General features: G+C 68.2%; 15 protein-coding genes. 7 read left to right on the forward strand and 8 right to left on the reverse strand.

Features of this window, described 5'->3' with window-relative positions:
- Positions 1–68: 68 nt before the first annotated feature.
- The 5 genes from ACFWZ3_RS02250 to ACFWZ3_RS02270 form a co-directional block, all read right to left on the reverse strand.
- Positions 69–1,487: a short-chain fatty acid transporter gene (locus tag ACFWZ3_RS02250; RefSeq protein ID WP_439706151.1), complete on the reverse strand. Its 1,419-nt coding sequence runs from the start codon at positions 1,485–1,487 to the stop codon at positions 69–71.
- Between the two features lie 123 nt (positions 1,488–1,610).
- Positions 1,611–2,522 carry a drug/metabolite exporter YedA gene (yedA, locus tag ACFWZ3_RS02255; RefSeq protein ID WP_439706152.1) on the reverse strand — a complete coding sequence of 304 codons (912 nt, stop codon included), beginning with the start codon at positions 2,520–2,522 and terminating at the stop codon, positions 1,611–1,613.
- Between the two features lie 28 nt (positions 2,523–2,550).
- Positions 2,551–2,937 carry a VOC family protein gene (locus ACFWZ3_RS02260; RefSeq protein WP_439706153.1) on the reverse strand — a complete coding sequence of 129 codons (387 nt, stop codon included), beginning with the start codon at positions 2,935–2,937 and terminating at the stop codon, positions 2,551–2,553.
- Between the two features lie 141 nt (positions 2,938–3,078).
- The gene (locus ACFWZ3_RS02265; protein ID WP_439706154.1) at positions 3,079–3,945 is read right to left on the reverse strand and encodes a methylated-DNA--[protein]-cysteine S-methyltransferase; all 867 of its coding nucleotides are present in this window, start codon (positions 3,943–3,945) and stop codon (positions 3,079–3,081) included.
- A gap of 72 nt (positions 3,946–4,017) precedes the next feature.
- The gene (locus ACFWZ3_RS02270; protein ID WP_439706155.1) at positions 4,018–4,290 is read right to left on the reverse strand and encodes a hypothetical protein; all 273 of its coding nucleotides are present in this window, start codon (positions 4,288–4,290) and stop codon (positions 4,018–4,020) included.
- 76 nt (positions 4,291–4,366) lie between these two features.
- On the opposite strand from ACFWZ3_RS02270, the gene ACFWZ3_RS02275 reads away from it, so the two are divergent.
- Positions 4,367–4,708, forward strand: a complete 342-nt coding sequence (locus ACFWZ3_RS02275; protein ID WP_439706156.1) for a Rieske (2Fe-2S) protein — start codon at positions 4,367–4,369, stop codon at positions 4,706–4,708.
- 985 nt (positions 4,709–5,693) lie between these two features.
- Here the strand turns inward: ACFWZ3_RS02275 and ACFWZ3_RS02280 are convergent.
- Positions 5,694–6,776 (reverse strand): polysaccharide biosynthesis/export family protein, encoded by a 1,083-nt coding sequence (locus ACFWZ3_RS02280; protein WP_439706157.1) that lies wholly within the window; start codon positions 6,774–6,776, stop codon positions 5,694–5,696.
- A 91-nt stretch (positions 6,777–6,867) separates the two neighbouring features.
- Positions 6,868–7,314: a hypothetical protein gene (locus ACFWZ3_RS02285; protein WP_439706158.1), complete on the reverse strand. Its 447-nt coding sequence runs from the start codon at positions 7,312–7,314 to the stop codon at positions 6,868–6,870.
- A 128-nt stretch (positions 7,315–7,442) separates the two neighbouring features.
- Between ACFWZ3_RS02285 and ACFWZ3_RS02290 the strand changes: the two genes are divergently transcribed.
- The 5 genes from ACFWZ3_RS02290 to ACFWZ3_RS02310 are packed head-to-tail and all read left to right on the forward strand — an operon-like array spanning position 7,443 to position 12,328.
- Positions 7,443–7,877: a low molecular weight protein-tyrosine-phosphatase gene (locus ACFWZ3_RS02290; RefSeq protein WP_439706159.1), complete on the forward strand. Its 435-nt coding sequence runs from the start codon at positions 7,443–7,445 to the stop codon at positions 7,875–7,877.
- Positions 7,878–7,901: 24 nt separating this feature from the next.
- A complete protein-coding gene (locus ACFWZ3_RS02295) occupies positions 7,902–10,118 on the forward strand; it encodes a polysaccharide biosynthesis tyrosine autokinase (protein ID WP_439706160.1) in 2,217 nt (738 codons plus the stop codon).
- Between the two features lie 40 nt (positions 10,119–10,158).
- On the forward strand, positions 10,159–11,505 hold the full coding sequence (locus ACFWZ3_RS02300) for a UDP-glucose dehydrogenase family protein (RefSeq protein ID WP_439706208.1): 1,347 nt from the start codon (positions 10,159–10,161) through the stop codon (positions 11,503–11,505).
- Positions 11,498–11,710, forward strand: a complete 213-nt coding sequence (locus tag ACFWZ3_RS02305) for a SlyX family protein (protein ID WP_439706161.1) — start codon at positions 11,498–11,500, stop codon at positions 11,708–11,710. The genes ACFWZ3_RS02300 and ACFWZ3_RS02305 overlap by 8 nt, the downstream gene beginning before the upstream one ends.
- A gap of 57 nt (positions 11,711–11,767) precedes the next feature.
- Positions 11,768–12,328 carry a DUF2058 domain-containing protein gene (locus tag ACFWZ3_RS02310; protein ID WP_439706162.1) on the forward strand — a complete coding sequence of 187 codons (561 nt, stop codon included), beginning with the start codon at positions 11,768–11,770 and terminating at the stop codon, positions 12,326–12,328.
- A gap of 109 nt (positions 12,329–12,437) precedes the next feature.
- On the opposite strand, the gene ACFWZ3_RS02315 is transcribed toward ACFWZ3_RS02310, so the two are convergent.
- A complete protein-coding gene (locus tag ACFWZ3_RS02315) occupies positions 12,438–14,483 on the reverse strand; it encodes a 3-hydroxyacyl-CoA dehydrogenase NAD-binding domain-containing protein (protein WP_439706163.1) in 2,046 nt (681 codons plus the stop codon).
- Between the two features lie 150 nt (positions 14,484–14,633).
- On the opposite strand from ACFWZ3_RS02315, the gene ACFWZ3_RS02320 reads away from it, so the two are divergent.
- Positions 14,634–15,131: a hypothetical protein gene (locus ACFWZ3_RS02320; RefSeq protein WP_439706164.1), complete on the forward strand. Its 498-nt coding sequence runs from the start codon at positions 14,634–14,636 to the stop codon at positions 15,129–15,131.
- Positions 15,132–15,144: the final 13 nt, after the last annotated feature.

Raw genomic sequence — 15,144 nt, forward strand, 5'->3', positions numbered from 1 at the left:
CTTCAGCCCACCATCCCCTCTCGCGAACGGGTGGATGGTGGGCTGAAGCCCACCCTACGTGTCCGCCGTCATCCGGGCATCAGCGGCGGAACGTAGGCCAGCGTCAGCCCCAGCGCCCACAGCAGGCCCAGCACCAGCGGCACGTGCACCAGCAACTGGACGAAGGTGAAACCGACCACGTCGCGCGCCTTCAGTCCCAGCACGCCCAGCAGCGGCAGCATCCAGAACGGGTTGACCAGATTGGGCAGCGCCTCGGCGGCGTTGTAGACCTGCACCGCCCAGCCCAGGTGCACGTGCAGGTCGCGGGCCGCCTGCATCACGTAGGGCGCCTCGACCAGCCACTTGCCGCCCCCCGAGGGCACGAAGAAGCCCAGCACCGCCGAGTAGCTGCCCATCACCAGCGGAAAGCTGTCGGTGGTCGCCACGCGCACGAACACGCCGGCCAGCCGGTGAGCCAGGGTGGCGCCGTCGGCGCCGGGCGCGTGGGTGAGCAGGGCGGCGATGCCGCCGTAGAGCGGGAACTGGATCAGCACGCCGGCGGTACTGGGCACCGCGCGCGCCACCGCATCCAGAAAGCTGCGCGGGCGCCAGTGCAGCAGCAGGCCAACGGTGAGGAACAGCAGGTTGTAGGTGTTCAGGTCGGCGATCGCCACGGCCGCCGGCAGGCTGGCGAAGCGCCGCAGCAGCCAGCCCAGCCCCAGCACGCCGACCAGCAGCGAGAGCAGCGGGCTGTACTCGAGCCATTCGCCCGGCCGCGTGCGTGGCGGCAGCGCGGGCAGCGCGTCCGCATCGGCCACGCCGCAATCGCGCGCGGTGCGTGCGCCCGCGCCGGTCGGCGTGGTGAACCAGCACACCAGCAGCGACGCGCCGATCAGCGCTGCCGTGAGCAGCAGCGACTGCCACAGGAAGATCGTCTGCGTGAACGGCAGTACGCCGGTGATCGCCAGCAGTCCCGGCGGCATGCTGGCGGGATTGGCCTGCAGCTGCGCCGCCGAGGAGGACAGGCCCATCGCCCACACCGCGCCCAGGCCGAGATAGGCCGCGGCGCCGGCGGCGCGGTAGTCCATTGCCAGGTCTTCGCGACGCGCCAGCGCGCGCACCAGCAGGCCACCGAAGACGAGCGAGAAACCCCACGACAGCAGCGAGGCCAGCATGCTCACCAGCGCCACGTAGCACACCGCGCCGCGACCGCCTTTCGGCACGCGCGCCAGCGCATCGATCAGCCGCGCCACGATCGGCGAGCTCGCCACCACGTAGCCGCCGATCACCACGAACGCCATCTGCATGGTGAAGGGGATCAGGCTCCAGAAGCCGTCACCGAAGGCCTGCACGGTCGTCGCGGGCGTGGCGCCGAAACCCAGCGCGAGCAGCGCAACCAGTACCAGGCCGAGTGCGGCGAACACCCAGGCGTCGGGAAACCAGCGTTCCGACCAGGCCGCGCTACGCAATGCCGCGCGTGCGAACAGACCTTGCTGCGAGGAGTCCATGCCGTGCTCCGTTGCCTTCGCCAGCCGGCATGGTGGCACGGAGGAATCGTCTGTAGGAGCGCCCTTGGGCGCGACCGCATGGCATCCCGGTCGCGCCCAAGGGCGCTCCTACATGGGCTTCGCCTAGCGTGTGGGCTTCTTCGCCAGCGTGATCACGCCAACGCCAACCAGGATGATCGCCATCCCGCCCAGGTCGTACGGCCCCACGTGCTCGCCGGCCAGCAGCACGCCGAACAGCACCGCCACCGGCGGGTTGACGTAGGCGTAGCTGGTCGCCAGCGCCGGACGCGCGTGCTTGAGTACGTAGAGATACGCGCTGAAGGCGATGATCGAGCCGAACAGCGCCAGGTACACCAGGGCCGCCGTGGCGCGCACGGTGGGATGGGCGGGCAGGTGTTCGCCCGTGCCGAAGCCGACCAGCAGCAGCGCGACGCTGGCGCAGAGCATCTGCGCGGCGGTGTTCATCGGGCCGGGCGGCATGTCCTGGCGCTTGCTCCAGGCCGAGCCGAAGGCCCAGCTCATCGCCGCCACGATCAGCGCGAGTGCGCCCAGCCGCGAACCCGAAAGCCCGCTACCCAGGTTCAGCACGACCACGCCGGCGAAGCCGATCAGCAGGCCGACCGTTTCGCGACGGCTCGGCCACTGGCCGTACATGCCGGAAAACACGGCAGCGAACAACGGCATGCTCGCCACCGCCACCGCGGCGATGCCCGAACTCACGCTCTGTTCGGCGTAGCACACCAGGCCGTTGCCACCGAGCAGCAGCAGCACGCCGGTCACCGCTGCATTGCGCCATTGCCGCCGCGTCGGCGGGCGCACGCCGCGCAGGCGCAGGAAGCCGTACATCGCCAGGCCGGCGCCGAGGAAGCGCACGCCGGCGAGCAGGAAGGGCGGGTAGCTCTCCAGCGCGTAGCGGATGCCCAGGTAGGTCGAGCCCCAGACCACGTACAGCGCGAGCAGGCCGAGCGGGATCAGCAGGCGCGGCTCCTCCAGCGTGCGGGCGGGAGCGGCGGAGGTGTCTTCGATGGCGGACATGGGTGGGGCCGTGCGTGGGGAGGGGAAATCAGCGAGCCAGGTGGGTACCGATCCACCACAGATGGCCCTGGGGGTCGCGCAGTCCGGCGGTGCGGTCGCCGTAGGGCTGGTCGGTCGGCGGGGACACGCTATCCGCGCCGGCGGCGAGGCCCGCGGCATAGCAGGCGTCCACGTCCGGCACGTAGACGTGGGTGGAGCAGCGCACGGGTTCGCGTCCGTCGGGGCGCTCGCCGAGCATCACCACCGAGTCGTCGATACGCACTTCGGCGTGCATGACCGAGCCGTCCTCGCGCGCCTTGCGATAAAGCTCCTGCGCACCGAAGGTCGCCTGCAGGAAGGCCAGCATGGCGCGCGTGTCAGTCACCAGCAGGTAGGGCGAGACCGCGTTGTGGCCAGCGGGCTTGTGCGTGGACATCGGCAGATCCGGTGGGGACGAGGGGCAAGCGCCGGCAGCCGGCAAAGCCGGCGTCGATGGGGTGTTGCCCGAAGCGCGCACGATAGCGGGAGCGGTACCGGCGCGGTAGCGCGCAGTTCTCAAACCAGCCTTGAGCGAGGGTCAAGACGCGCGGCGGCGCTCCGGTGCAGCGCCCCGGCTGCGCTCGCGCGCCAGCAGTTCGCGCTTGCGTTCCACGCCCCAGCGCCAGCCACCTAGCGAGCCGTCCTCGCGCACCACGCGGTGGCAGGGCACGATCAGCGCCAGGCGGTTGTTGCCGCAGGCGTTGCCGATCGCACGGGCGGCGTTGGGGTCGCCCAGCTCCGTGGCGAGCGCGCGGTAGCTGCGCGTCTGGCCGGCGGGGATGCGGGTGAGCGCCTCCCACACGCGCCACTGGAACGCGGTTGCCGCAATGTCCAGCGGCGGCATGGCGGGCGCGGCGGCGTCGCTCCAGCCCAGTTCGCTGGCGATGCGCGCGATCACCGCATCCAGCCATTCTTCGCGTCCGGCATCGACGCGCTCGCGCGTGGCATGCGGAAACTCCTCGGCGAGCCCGCGTTCCAGCGCTGCGTCGTCGTCGCCCAGGTTGACCGCGCAGATGCCGCGCGTGGTGGTGGCCACCAGCAGCCGGCCCAGCGGCGTGCCGGTGGTGGTGTAGCGAATGTTGGCCCCGGCGCCGCCAGCGCGGTAGCTGGCCGGGGTCATGCCGAGCAGGCGGTTGCTGTGTTCGTAGACGCGGCTGCCAGAGCCGAAGCCGGCCTCGTAGACCGCGTCGGTCACGGCCGAGCCCTCGCGCAGGGCGGCCTTGAACTGGCCGAAGCGGCGCGAGCGGTGGTACTCGGCCGGACTCATGCCAAAGCGCCGGCGAAAGGCGCGCTGCAGGTAGGTCGGGCTCAGCGCGACTGCACTGGCCAGGGCGTCCAGGCTGGGCGCGGTGTCGGCCTCGTCGAGCAGCCGGCGGGCCTGTTCAAGCGGTTCGATGGCGGACATGGCGGCGTTCCGGTTTCCAGATGACGCCAGTCTGGCGGGACGGCCGCGGGGCGGCCATCCGCTTCTTGCACGTCAACGCGCGACCGGGCGACCCTCGTGCAACACCACGAAATCGCCTTCGAGCACCTGCGGACGCGAACCGGCGGCGGGCGCCGAACGGCCGACGGCACGCGCGCGGTTCCACTGGCGCAGCGCCAGCCACAGCCCGCCGCCAACCAGCAGGACGCCGGCGACGACCAGGCCAAACACCAGCATCAAGCCCAGCACGGCGATCCCGACGACCAGCGACAGGGCGCGAGCGAGCGGGTGGCGGGAACGGGACGACGGTAGCTGGAACAGGCGCATGTTAAAAATCCGTGTGGTAAAATCAACGACTTACGTGCGCAACGATGGGGCTTTCACGCCCCCGAGGCAAGTGCCGATGGACCTACCCCCCGGGGCGCTTTGCCGCCTCGATCACATTCCCGACGGCACGGCGGTGGCCGTCGACGCCGTGCTGCCCGACGGGCCAGAGAACCTGATCGTGCTGCGCGATGGCGAGGAGGCACGCGCGTGGGTCAATGTCTGCCCGCACGCCGGGCGCCAGCTGGACTGGGCGCCGGGCCAGTTCCTGATCAGCCGCGGCACGCTGATCTGCGCCGTGCATGGGGCGAGTTTCCGGACCGGAGACGGCTTCTGCGTGGGCGGGCCGTGCCGTGGGCAGTCGTTGCGCGCGGTGCCGGTAAGAGTGGAGTGCGGGGTGGTCTGGCTGGCCAGTGATTGAACATCCTCCCCTGGGGAGAGGGCTGGATGAGAGGCCGGGCTCGCGGGAAACTCCCGCTTTAGGCGTTTTGCCTGTCGTTCTTGCGTGGTCTTCCCGCGGCAGGCGAGCCAAGTTGCGGTGAGGCCACGCAAGGGCGACAACCAAAGCACCGTCCGGACGAAACGTCCCCGCGAGCCCCGGCCCCTCACCCCAGCCCTCTCCCCGCAGGGGAGAGGGAGCCACGTACGGCGAACGTGCATGACCTTGCGCTCTTCCTGCCTCAACTCCCGAGCGCCCGCGGTAAAGCGGCGGCAGCTCCTCTAAGAGCAAGCGACTGACCAAGCAAAGCGCACTGGCACCTAGCTTTTTAGTCACCCCGTGTTTAGCAGGCCATTTCTTTGGTTACTTTCTTTGGGCCAGCAAAGAAAGTGACCCGAGCGCCGACAGGCGATCGGAAGCCCGCGGCAGGCGAGCCCAGTCGCGGGGAGGCCACGCAAGGGCGACAACTAAAGCATCCTCGGGACGAAATATCCCCGCGAGCCCCGGCCCCTCACCCCAGCCCTCTCCCCGCAGGGGAGAGGGAGCTGCGTACGGCGAACGTGCACAACCTCGCGCTCTTCCTGTGCCTCAGCTCCCGAGCGCCCGCGATAAAGCGGCGACAGCTCCTCTAAGAGCAAGCGACTGACCAAGCAAAGCGCACAGGCACCTAGCCTTTTAGCTACCCCGTGCTCAGCAGGCCATTTCTTTGGCTACTTTCTCTGGGCCAGCAAAGAAAGTGACCCGAGCGGCAGGCGATCGGAGGCCCGCGGCAGGCGAGCCAAGTCGCAGGGAGACCGCGCAAGAACGACAGACCAGACATGCCTTAGGCGGGCGATTCCCTCCCGCCCGGGCCGCTCACCCCGACCTCCCCGGGGATAGATGGCCAAAAAGAAAAAGCCCGGCTTGCGCCGGGCCTCCTCTCGTCCATGCCAGTGGGCCCTCCCTGGCCCACCAGCCAAACCTCGCATCAGGGATTGTTGACGCGATCGGCCGTACCTGCCGCCTGATAGATCAGGCCCGATAGCGGCAGCAACTGGCTCAGGAAGCGGTTCCACTTGGTGATGCCGGACGCGCCGACCCACACCACGTCACCCGGCTTCACGCGGAAGTTGTCCGCCAGGGCATAGGACGCCGGCGAGCGCGCATTGAGGTGGAACACCTGCGCCGGCGTCTGGGTGAGCTTCTCCGAACCGCGGATCACGTAGACCGCATTGCCCGAGGACGTGACCGGGCTCAGGCCACCGGCACGGCCCAGCGCCTGGGTGAGGGTCAGTGCGGTGGTCTTGAAGGTGATGGCCTGCGGGCGGATCACCTCGCCGACGACATACACCTCCTTGTTGTCGTTGTACGGCAGGAACAGCTTGTCACCCGGCTTGAGATAGATCTGGCCGCCGGCGCCCTGGTTCAGCGCGGTCAGGTCGATCGGATAGGTCTGGCCGTCGCGGGTCAGCGTGAAGCCGGACAGGTCCGCTTCCTGCGTATTGATGCCAGCCACGCCGATCGCCTGCGACAACGTCACCGGAACCGAGTTGAGCACCTGCGCGTCGGTGTGCTGGAACGCACCCTCCAGCGTGATGCGATGGCTGCCGTAGCCGACCACGTTGACGTCCACCTGCGGCTCGCGCACGAAGCTGCTCAGCTTCTTGGTGAGCGACTGGCGCAGTTCCTCGACGGTGAGCCCGGCCGCCTTGATGGTGCCGGCATACGGATAGAACAGCGTGCCGTCAGGACGCACCAGGCGGCCGTTGGCGACCGTCTGCTGTTGCGAGCCGGCAGGCGAGGTCAGTTCGGGGTGATCCCACACGGTGATGTACAGCGTGTCGCCCGCGCCGATGCGGTAGTCCTCCGGCTGGTACGACAGCAGCTCCTGCGGAATCGTGCTGGCCTGCGCCTGGCTGCTCTCCACCAGCTCGGGCGTGATCTGCAACAGCTGCATGTGGCTGTCTTCGCGTTGCAACGCACCCTCGTCCATGCGCTGGCCGGGAACGATCGCGCAGCCGTTCAGCGCGAGGGCGAAGAGAAGGAGGGCTACTGCGGGTAGCGTTTTCATAATGCGTCCTTTCTGCTGGGCCACTGCGTGGATAATCGTGACGAATGAATGAATGTACTCGTCATGACCGCCCGCGCAACGGCGGTTTTGGCTAATAGCGACGGTTAATGCGGGCGGGTGTATCTGTGTTTTTCACGGTGGCCTCCGCGGCGACCGCGGCGGGCATTCCCGCCGCGGGGCGCACGCTTCGTCCACCGACGCCGTCGAGCAGCGCGGCGGGGATGTTGCCGGACTGGACCGATAGCGGCCCGACGGTCGCCGGGCGCGTGGCCGTAGCGTGCGACGCCTTGTGCGCCAAGGCCTGGCCGGCCATCAGCAAGCCGGTAAGCGGAAGCACGAGCTTCAACATGTGCATGGGTTGGGCCCCCCGAAGATGGAACGGTTGCCAAGCGGGCTCGACGAATCTAACGCGATCATTCGTGAATGCGGTGAGAAAGCTGAGTCTTCGAGTTGGCGATATGCCAAGGCCAGCCTGCGTGAAGAAAAGATGCACTGAAGAAAGCATTTTCTTCACGTAAATGAAGGGAGTGTCCAACATGATTTTTTCACGGAACAGGAGTTTAGACTGCCGACTCTCTTCCGGCCGGTTCGGCGCTCATCGCGCATCCGGCTGGCGGGGCATCGACAGGGGCCACATGGCCTTGGGTATTCGGGAGTGTGCGGATCGTGTTCAACAGCATCCTCGTGGTCTGCGTCGGCAACGTTTGCCGCAGCCCGGTGGCGGAATTCCTGTTCCGCCGCGAACTGGGCGAGCGCGACATCCACGTCAGCAGCGCCGGCCTGGGCGCGCTGGTGGGACGGCCGATCGACCAGAACGCCGCCGAACTGCTCAAGGACGAGGGCATCGATGCCAGCGAACACCGCGCGCGCCAGCTCGAGCCTTCGATGCTGCGCGAGGCAGACCTGGTCCTGGCGATGGAGCGCCGGCACCTCAATTCCGTGGTGAAGCTCGCGCCGGAGGCGAGCGGCAAGGTTTTTCTCTTCGACAAATGGCACGCGGGCAGCGACGTGCCGGATCCGTTTCGACGTTCGCGCAGTGTCTTCGAGCAAGTACACGCCTCAATCGAACGTGGCGTCGGCAGTTGGCTGCGCTACCTGTGAACCCCTCAGCCTAGGAATCGGGCTATGACCACCAAACAGACCTTCCCGTCCTCACCGCGTCGCGATGACGACATCGACCTGCATGCACTGCTTGGCACGCTGCTCGACCACAAGTGGTTGATCATCGGCGTCACCGCAGTGTTCTTCGTGATCAGCGTGGTGTACGCCACCTTGACCACGCCGATCTACGAGGCCACCGCCACCGTACAGGTGGAGCAGAAAGTCCCCAGCCTGCCGGGCCTGGACGACCTGTCGCAGACGCTGGGCGCCAGCTCTTCGCAGGCCACCACCGAGATCGCGTTGATCACCTCCCGCACGGTGATCGGGCAGGCGGTGAACAATCTCAAGCTGGACATCACCGCCAGGCCGGAACGCTTCCCGCTGATCGGCGACTACATGGCGCGCAGTTACAACCCGCAGATGCCGGGCGACGTGGCGCCACCGTTCATGGGCATGGACAGCTACGACTGGGGCGGCGCGGAACTGGATATCTTCCAGCTCGACGTTCCCTCGGCGTTGCTGGACAAGCCGCTGCGCCTGGTCGCCGGCGAGCACGGCACCTACACCCTGACCGACGCGGGCGACAACGTGTTGCTGACCGGTCGTGTGGGCGAGTCGGCCACCGGCAATGGCATCACCATGCAGGTGCAGGCGCTGCACGCCAACCCGGGCACCGTGTTCGACGTGGCGCGCCATTCCCACCTGGGCACGATCACCGGCCTGCAGGGCGCGATCAATGCGACCGAGCAGGGCAAGGATTCGGGCATCATCGTGCTCACCTACGACAACGCCGATCCGGTGCTGGCCACCCAGCTACTGGACCAGATCAGCGCGCTGTACGTGCAGCAGAACGTGGAGCGCAACTCCGCCGAAGCGGCCAACAGCCTGAAGTTCGTCAAGGAGCAGTTGCCCAAGGTCAAGATGGATCTTGAAAAGGCCACGGCCGCCTTGAACGCGTTCCAGATGCGTGCGCATTCGGTCGACATCAGCCTGCAGACCAAGGGCCTGCTCGACCAGACGGTCGCCCTCGACACGCAGATCGAAAACCTGCGCATGCAGATGGCCGACGTCGAGCGCAAGTTCACCTCCAACCACCCGACCTACCAGGCACTGGCCGCGCAGATCGGCCAGTTGCAGGGCAAGAAGAATGCGCTGGAGAAACAGGTCGGGCACCTGCCCGACACGCAGCAGGAGCTGTTGCGCCTGACCCGCGACGTGCAGGTCAGCAACGAGACCTACACCAACCTGCTCAACCAGGCCCAGCAGCTCGACATCGCGCGCGCCGGCACCGTCGGCAACGTGCGCGTGGTCGACCGCGCCGCGACCAATACCAACCGTCCGGTGTGGCCGCCGAAGACCATCCTGGTGCTCGCCGGTACCGCGCTGGGCGGCCTGCTCGCGCTCGCCTTCATCTTCATCCGCCAGCTGCTCAACCGTGGTGTGGAAGACCTGGCCGCCATCGAGCACGTTGGCCTGCCGGTGTACGCCTGCGTGCCGCTGTCGGCGGCCGAGCGCGAGATCACCGATCGCAATGGCCGCGTGCGACGAGGCGCGTACGCCCAGCACCTGCTGGCGCAAAGTGCCCCGGACGACCTCGCGGTCGAGGCGCTGCGCAGCCTGCGCACCAGCCTGCACTTCGCCCGCCTGGAAGCGAAGAACAACCTGCTGATGATCTCCAGCCCGGGCCCGGGCGCCGGCAAGACCTTCGTAGGCTCCAACCTGGCGGCGGTGATCGCGCAGGCCGGCCAGCGCGTGCTGCTGATCGACGCGGACATGCGCAAGGGCGCGCTGCACACCGTAGTCGGCGGTCGTCCGGAGCAGGGCCTGTCGGAACTGATCTCCGGCCAGATCGGCCTGTCCGAGGCCGTGCGCACGGTGGAGGGGGCGAACAACCTCTACTTCATCGCCCGCGGCAAGGTCCCGCCGAATCCCTCCGAGCTGCTGATGCATTCGCACTTCACCGCGCTGCTGGAGAAGCTCAAGCCGCGCTTCGACCTGATCATCATCGATACCCCGCCGATCCTGGCGGTGACCGATGCCGCGGTGATCGGCCACCACGTGGGCACCAGCCTGATGGTCGTGCGCTTCGGCGTGAACCAGGCGCGCGAGATCGCGCTGGCCAAGCAGCGCTTCGAGCAGAACGGCGTGCCGGTCAAGGGCGCGATCTTCAACGCGGTCGAGAAGCGCAGCGCGGGCTACTACGCCTACGCGTACTACGAGTACGCCGGCGCCAAGGCCTGATACCGCTTCCCTCCTCGAATCAGAAGGATTTCGCATGACACTGAAAGTCACCCTGTTCGGCACCGGCTACGTGGGCCTGGTCACCGGCACCTGCCTGGCGGAGATGGGCAACCGCGTGCTTTGCGTGGACGTGGACGCGGCCAAGGTCGCGCGGCTGAAGAACGGCGAAGTGCCGATCTACGAGCCGGGCCTCTCGCCGATGGTCAAGCGCAACCACGAGAGCGGCCGGCTGGATTTCACCACCGAGGCTGAGCCTGCGGTGCACCACGGCGACGTGATCTTCATCGCCGTGGGCACGCCGCCGGACGAGGACGGCAGCGCCGACCTGCGCTATGTGCTGGAAGTGGCGCGCAGCATCGGCCAGCACCTAGACCGTTACGCGGTGGTGGTCAACAAGTCGACCGTGCCGGTGGGCACGGCCGACAAGGTGCGCGCGACCATCGCCCAGGCGCTGGCCGAGCGTGGCGCGGTGATTCCGTTCGACGTGGTCTCCAACCCCGAGTTCCTGAAGGAAGGCGACGCGGTCGAGGACTGCCTGCGTCCGGACCGCATCGTGATCGGCAGCTCCAGTGAGCGCGCCACGGCGGTGTTGCGCAAGCTCTACGCCCCGTTCAACCGCAACCACGACCGCACGGTGGTGATGGACGAGCGCTCGGCCGAACTGACCAAGTACGCGGCCAACGCGATGCTGGCGACCAAGATCAGCTTCATGAACGAGGTCGCCAACATCGCCGAGCGGGTCGGGGCCGACGTGGAGCAGGTGCGCCGCGGCATCGGTTCGGATCCGCGCATCGGCTACCACTTCATCTACCCCGGCTGCGGCTACGGCGGCTCGTGCTTCCCCAAGGACGTGCAGGCGCTGGAGCGGATCGCGCGCGCGGTGGATTTCGAGGCGAAGCTGCTCGGTGCGGTGGAGGCGGTCAACCACGCCCAGAAGGGCAAGCTGTTCGAGCTGATCGAGCGGCACTACGGCGGTGCGCTCAAGGGCAAGACCGTCGCGCTGTGGGGCCTGGCGTTCAAGCCCAACACCGACGACATGCGCGAGGCGTCCAGCCGGCGGTTGATGGAACAACTGTGGGCCGCCGGCGCGAAGGTGCGCGCGTTCGACCCGGAGGCGCGCGAGGAAACCACGCGCATCTACGGCGAGCGGGCGGACCTGGCGCTGTGCGAGGACGCGTACGAGGCGCTGGAGGGTGCCGACGTGCTGGCGATCGTGACCGAGTGGAAGGCGTTCCGTGCGCCGGACTTCGCGCGCATCCGCGACGAGCTCAAGGACCCGGCCATCTTCGACGGGCGCAACCTTTACGACCCGGCGCAGGTGGAAGACATGGGGCTGGCCTATTACGGCATCGGGCGCGGGCGTTCGCTGAGGCCGGCGAATGTCTGACATCGAGCGCCGCCTGGAGGAGCTCGAGGTGCGCCTCACCTTCCTCGACGATACGGTGGCTGCGCTCGCGGGCGCCGATGCCGAACAGGCCATGCGGCTGGTGGCGCTGGAACGCGTGCTGCATGACCTGCGTGCCGAGCTCGCCTCGCTGCGCACGGCGCAGGGCAGCGATCCGCACAGCGAACCGCCGCCGCCTCATTATTGACAAGTACCGGATGCGCGAAGCGCCTCCGGAAGACCAACGCAAAACTGGAGCCGGATCATGGCCGACTCTCTCCGTGATCAGCTGCTGAAAAGCGGCATCGTCAAGCAGGTGCGCGAGGAACAGCGCGCGAAGTCGCCGTCCCAGCCACCCCGGGGCGGACGTCCGCCGCAGGGCAAGGGCCGGCCGCATGCACCGCCGCCGCGTCGCGACAACGGTGAAATGGACCTGGCCAAGGCCTACGCCATTCGCGCACAGACCGAGGCCACCGAGCGCAAGCGTGCCGAGCAGGAAGCCGCCGAACAGGCGCGCCTCAGGCGCGAACGCAAGGCGAAGATCCAGAAGTTGCTGGAGGGCCAGGTGCTGAACAAGGCCGAGGTCGACCAGGTGCGCCACTTCGAGTACGGCGGCAAGATCCGGCGCGTGCACGTGGATGCCGAGCAACTCACGGCGCTCAACGAGGGGCGATTGGGCATCGTCCAGCAGAACGGTCGCTACCTGGTGGTCAGCCAGGCGATCGCCGAGCAGGTTCGCAGCATTGACGCCCACCTGCTGGCGCTGCTGGTCGACCCGCAGGCGCCGGCCGACGACGACGGCGTGCCCGACGACCTGATGTGGTAACCACCCGCGATGCCCTTGCAGGAGCCCGCATGCGGGCTCCTACGGGGATATCGCCGGTGCGCGGGCATCAGCGAGGTCTGTAACAGCCGCGCCCACAGGGCGCGGGGTGTCAGGCGAGGGCGGGCAAGTCCCACCCCTGTTTGGGCAGGAACCGCTCGCCATGGCGTTGCGCCAGCTGCTCCAGGCGCGCGCGCACGGTCGATACGCCCTCGCTGCGGATGTACTGGATCGGGCCGCCGCGGAACGGCGCGAAGCCGGTGCCGAAGATCACGCCCGCGTCGAGCAGGTCGGCATCGTCCACCACGCCGTCGGCCAGGCAGGCGACCGCCTCGTTGACCATCGGCAGGATCATGCGGTCCTGCAGGTCTGGCGCAGGCGTGTAGTCGGGGTCGACCTCCGGCTTGACCGGCTTGCCGTCCTGCCAGACGTACAGGCCCTGGCCATCTTTCTTGCCGCGCTTGCCGGTCTCCAGCTTGTCCTCGATGCCGGGCGGCAGCTCCAACCCCAGGAACGGAGCCAGTTCCTTGCCGACCGAGGCACACACGTCCAGGCCGACGGTGTCGGCCAGTTCGATCGGTCCCATCGGCATGCCGAATTTCTTCGCCTCGCGGTCCAGCACCGGGCCAGGGACGCCCTCGCTGTACAGGCGCAGGGCTTCGAGCAGGTAGGGCATCAGGATGCGGTTGACCAGGAAGCCGGGGGTACCCTTGACCGCCACCGGCACCTTGCCCAGCGCCTTGCAGAAGGCCAGCGCGCGCTTTTCGATGGCAGGGTCGAGCTGGTCATGGCGCACCACTTCCACCAGCGGCATTTGCGCCACGGGGTTGAAGAAGTGCAGCCCGAGGAACCGCTGTGGCGCGACCAGGCCCTGGCGCAGTTCGTCCAGCGGGATGCTGGAGGTGTTGCTGGCGAGGATTTCCTGCGCCTTGAACTGCGGTTCGATCTTCGCGTAGAGCTCGCGCTTGGCCTCGGCGTTCTCGTAGATCGCCTCGATCGCGAGGTCGGCCGTGGCCACGCCGGTGCCTTCGACATCGGGGCGCAGGCGGCCCGTGGCGGCCTGGATCTTCTCCGGCGTCTTGAGCTTCTTCTCGTAGAAGCCGCGGGCGCGGTCCAGCGCGGGCTGGATGAACTTCATCTCGCGGTCCTGAAGGGTGACCTCGTAACCCTTGTAGGCCGCCCAGGCGGCGATGTCGCCGCCCATCACGCCGGCGCCGACCACGTGTACGCGCCGGATGCCCGGGTCGACTCCGCCGCCGGCGCCCTTCAGGCGTTCCTGCAGCAGGAACACGCGGATCAGGTTGTGTGCCGTGGGCGTCTTTGCCAGTTTCGCGACCGACCGGGCCTCGAGCTTCAGCCGCTGCTGGATGCTGGCGCCGCCGCTCTGCCAGACGTCGATCAGCGCGAACGGTGCCGGATAATGCTCCTTGCGCACCTTGGCCGCGGTCTGCTTGACCACCATCGGCGCCAGGATCTGGCGCACCGGCCACCAGTTGGTCGCCCATGCCTTGGCGCGTTGCGCGAACGGCCGCGCATGCGGGCGACGCAGCAGGGCACGGGCCTCGGCCAGCAGCTCGGGCGGTGGGGCCACGCGGTCGACCACGCCCAGGGCCAGGGCACGCCGCGCCGACAGCGGTCGGCCGGTAAGCATGATCGGCAGCGCCTCGGTAGCGCCGATCAGCCGCGGCAGGCGAGCGGTGCCGCCCCAGCCGGGATGGATGCCGAGCATGACCTCGGGCAGACCGATCTTCGTCTTCTCGTCGTCGGCGGCGATGCGCTGGCGGCAGGCCAGGACCAGCTCCGTGCCGCCGCCCATGCAGGCACCGTGCACCGCGGCTACGGTCGGGAAGGGCAGGCGCGCGAGCGACTCGAACACCTGCTGGCCATGGCGGATGTTCTCCAGCACGGTGTCCTGCTCGGCGTAGCGCACGAATTCCTTGATGTCGGCGCCCACGGCGAAGCCGGAGGCCTTGGCCGAATGGACGATCACGCCGGTCGGCTTTTCGATCGCCAGGCGTTCGACGATCTGTGCCAGCTCGTCGAGCACCTCGCGGGAAATGGCGTTGACGCTGCTGTCGGCGCGGTCCAGGGTCAGGGTGACGATGCCGGCATCGTCCACGCTCGTCTTCCAGTGATTGAAGCGCAATCCTTCGAACATGGCGTTGGGAGGTGTGGCCGGGGAGCCCAGAACCATACCGCTGCGTGCGGATGAATGCGAGTTGAGCCCTGTGAGCCCCGGCCGTCCCATTTTTCGGAACGGTGACCTGGCGCTATTGCGCTTCGCCCGCAAGTCCGTAACTTACGCTCGATGAACCCCCTGCTGGCCTCCGCCCCGCCGCCCCCCGGCATCGAGATCTTCGAGCGCATCCTGGCTGCGCCCGCGGGGCTGATCCTGCTCGAGGGGTGCGACAACCAGGCGCTGATCGAGCAGTTCCGCGCCATCGTGCGTCGGAGCGGGCAGGCGGTATACCTGTGGCAGCCGGACCTGGGCCTGGGCAACCTGATCGATGCCCATGCGCGCGTACCGGGCAGCCAGCGCCTGGGCGCCGCGCTGCGTTACATGCAGCAGAGCATGCATTTTGGTGTCTACCTGCTGATGGGCCTGGAGCCGCCGCTGTCGGCGATGGACAGCACCCTGCTGCGCCAGCTGGCCAAACTGCCGGCCGGTCAAGTGCGCCGGGTGGTGCTGCTGGATGCCTCGCCGGCGCTGGTCGATCACCTGGGTGACATCGCCCTGGCGTTGAAGGGCCGGCCGGATGCCCCGCTGCGTCCGCGCCTGCGCGACGGCCGCTGGCTGTTCGCCTGAAGCGGAGGAACGC

It is taken from the genome of Frateuria sp. GZRR35 (genome assembly GCF_051900415.1).
Classification (GTDB): Bacteria; Pseudomonadota; Gammaproteobacteria; order Xanthomonadales; family Rhodanobacteraceae; genus Frateuria_A.